Here is a 2,995-nt window from a genome sequence, read left to right on the forward strand (position 1 = left end):
GAAACTGTGCAACCAGGATTTTTATTACATGAGGATGGAGGTTATATCATAAATGATGATACGGCCCCGGCTCGCATACCATACGCATAACATATGGCAGATAAGAAAATAAACCAGCTTGACCCCGCGGGAACCCTTTCCGCCAACAATATAATTGCCATTGTCCAAAATCTGAGCACCGGCAAGGCGCTGCAGGCATCCCTGCAGACCATAAAAGATTGGGTTATGGATGGCACCAATGGGGGGGCGCGGGTCTATTTCAATGTTGGTACACCCGATCCGTCCCAGGGTGTTAATGGCGATGTGGCATTTGATATACAGGGGCATAAGATCTACCAAAAAGCATCTGGCTCATGGGTGTTACAGGATAGTTACGGCGCCATAGGGGGGATGGGCCGGATCCGGTTCACCGCGGCATATGGCAGCGGCGGGCTTTCTGCGGATGGAACGGAATACACCAATGATGTATTTGCGGATGCTATTCCCCAGGAGGTATTGATTGATGGCGCGCCCCTGATCGGCGTGGAAGAATTTGGAGATACACCTGCATTTGATGAATGGGACTTCAATGCAAATATTTCCGACCCAACACTCAGTAAGCTGGTATTCGGTAGCGCCCTACCGGCCGGTGCGAGAATCACAATTTTATATTCATTGTAATGGCGACTACGAAAGAGACGGTACAGATACAGGTGCAGGTTAACAGTGATGGCTCTCCTGCAAAGACGGTCGGTAGCATCAAGCAGCAGCTGCGAGAAGCACAAGCCGCTGCCATTGAAATGAGCCGTAGTTTCGGCGAACTTTCGCCCGAAGCGCAGTCTGCTGCAAGAAGAGTGGCAGAATTGCGGGATGAGATAAGCGACTTGAATGAACGGGTAGGGTTAATGGATCCAGGAGAGAAGTTCCAGGTATTTGGAAATGCTATTGGAGCCGTGACCGCTGGGTTTACGGCAGCGCAGGGCGCTTTGGCGGTATTCGGTGATGAAAGCGAGGACCTACAAAAGCAACTGGTTAAGCTTCAGGGAGCAATGGCACTCAGTCAAAGCTTATCCACAATCGCCGATAGCTGGAAGGACTTTCAGCGCCTGGGGGCGGTTATAAAAACTAATGTGGTAGGCGCTTTCTCCACATTAAGGAAAGCGATAATATCAACCGGAATAGGCGCTTTACTGGTTGCCCTTGGATTAATCATTGCCAACTTTGATAAGATCGAGGCAAAGATAAAAGAGTTGTTCCCCGCCTTTGAGGGTTTTGGAAAGCTGTTCGATAAGATCAAGGCAATCGCCATGGGGGCGCTGAATGCCATTATCGAGAGCTTCAAGATTGTAGGTGATATAATAGTTGACATATTCAAAGGCGATTTTAAGGGCGCCGTTGCAGAGGCTTCAAACGCTGGTAAGCGCATGGGGCAGGCATATGTTGAAGGATTCAATAAAGAAGTTCAGGATCAGATGCAGGAGGCCGCCAGGGAGGCGACGGAGGCCCTCATCAAACAGCAGGAAAATGACCTAAAGGTATTGCGGGCCGCCGGCGCTACCAGGGAACGGGAAGCTGATGCCCTTGAATTAAAGATCGCCCAAAATAAAATCAAAGTACTGAAGGATGGTACCAAAGAAGAACGTGAAGCGCAGGCGGCAGCTTTTGCAGATTTGGAGGCGCTCCGTATTCAACAGGCACAAAAGGAAGGGCAGCGGCAACTGAAGTTTCTACAGGATCGCCAGGCGCTGGAAACTCAGCAACTCACTGATGCGGGCAAAAGTACAATCGGATTAAGGGAAAAGCAGTTGCAGCAGGTTCTTGCCCTGGAAAAAAGGTTTGGTCTTGATACCAAAGATACCCTGCAGGAGCTCCGGCAATCCCAGGGTGCGGACCGCCGGGCCGAATTTGACAAAGAACTGCAGGTATTGCAGGATGCCCAGGATAAGGAAACAAAGGCTGCTGAGATATCCGGAAAAAATATGCTGCACCTGAAAGAACAGCAGCTCATTGAACAGAAGAATCTTTATCAGAAATATGGCTACGAAACCCTTGAAATCGATAAGCAGATAGGGGATAGCCTGTTAGATCAACGGTCAAAGTTAAACGATACACTGAATAAGACAACATCGGATCTTGTTAAACAGGCCTCAACAGGTTTACAGGGAGTGGCTGAGCAGCAGGCAAAATTCAATGAGCAAAACAATGAAAGGATAGCAAAGGATGCAACCAGACTGGACGAGATAGAGCGGCAAAAGCAAAAAGCAATATCTGATACTACCTATATAATTGAGCAATCAGCACAGGCCGGTGAAGATAGAAGTGAAACGGAACAGGTTGCAAGTGCCGTTTTAGCGGTTGCAATGATTGGTGACGAACTGTCCAAACAGGATGCGTTGACCGCAACGGGAAACGCCCTAAAAGTTGCAACGGGTATACTCGGACAACAAACAGCAATTGGCAAGGGTGTGGCAATCGCCGATGCTACCATAAGCACCTATCAGGCGGCACAATCATCTTTTACTGCGTTATCACCTATCCCTATCGTGGGGCCGGCATTAGGTGCTATTGCTGCGGCTGCGGCAGTTGTTGCCGGTATAGCCAGGGTTAAGAAAATTGTAAGCACCCAAATACCTGGCGCGGGTGGAAATGGGGGCGCCTCTGCTGCTGGGCCGTCCAATGTATCAGCGCCACTACAGCCAACTATTGCGCCCAATGCTACCACGCTCCTAAAAGAGCAGGTGGAGCAACAGAGCCAACAAGGCGCTATCCGGGTAGAGGTCTTAGAATCTGATATCACCAGCACCCAGAACAAAGTAAAGACAGTTGAAGAATTAGCAAAATTTTAAATATGGAACTTAAAGTATACCAGCTGACAATCAGCGAAAATGAGAACGATGATAGCGAGGTGAATTTTGTTGCCCTCGTTGATTACCCTGCTATCCAGCGGAACTTTTTAAAGTTCAGAGATAAGCAAATGTTTGCCATCAACGATGATGATCAGCAAATCGTTTCAGGT

General features: G+C 48.7%; 2 protein-coding genes. Both read left to right on the top strand.

Annotated elements, in window-relative coordinates:
- Positions 1-93: 93 nt before the first annotated feature.
- Positions 94-660: a hypothetical protein gene (locus VN105_RS12130; protein ID WP_325641189.1), complete on the top strand. Its 567-nt coding sequence runs from the start codon at positions 94-96 to the stop codon at positions 658-660.
- Positions 660-2,825 (top strand): hypothetical protein, encoded by a 2,166-nt coding sequence (locus tag VN105_RS12135; RefSeq protein ID WP_325641190.1) that lies wholly within the window; start codon positions 660-662, stop codon positions 2,823-2,825. Before VN105_RS12130 ends, VN105_RS12135 begins: the two co-directional genes overlap by 1 nt.
- Positions 2,826-2,995 lie beyond the last annotated feature (170 nt).

This window comes from Chitinophaga sp. (assembly GCF_035564935.1).
GTDB lineage: Bacteria > Bacteroidota > Bacteroidia > Chitinophagales > Chitinophagaceae > Chitinophaga.

What these genes read in the sequence shown, in the direction of transcription:
- VN105_RS12135 (WP_325641190.1), top strand. Translation starts at nt 660, where the DNA reads ATGGCGACTACGAAAGAGACGGTACAGATACAGGTGCAGGTTAACAGT.
- VN105_RS12130 (WP_325641189.1), top strand. Translation starts at nt 94, where the DNA reads ATGGCAGATAAGAAAATAAACCAGCTTGACCCCGCGGGAACCCTTTCC.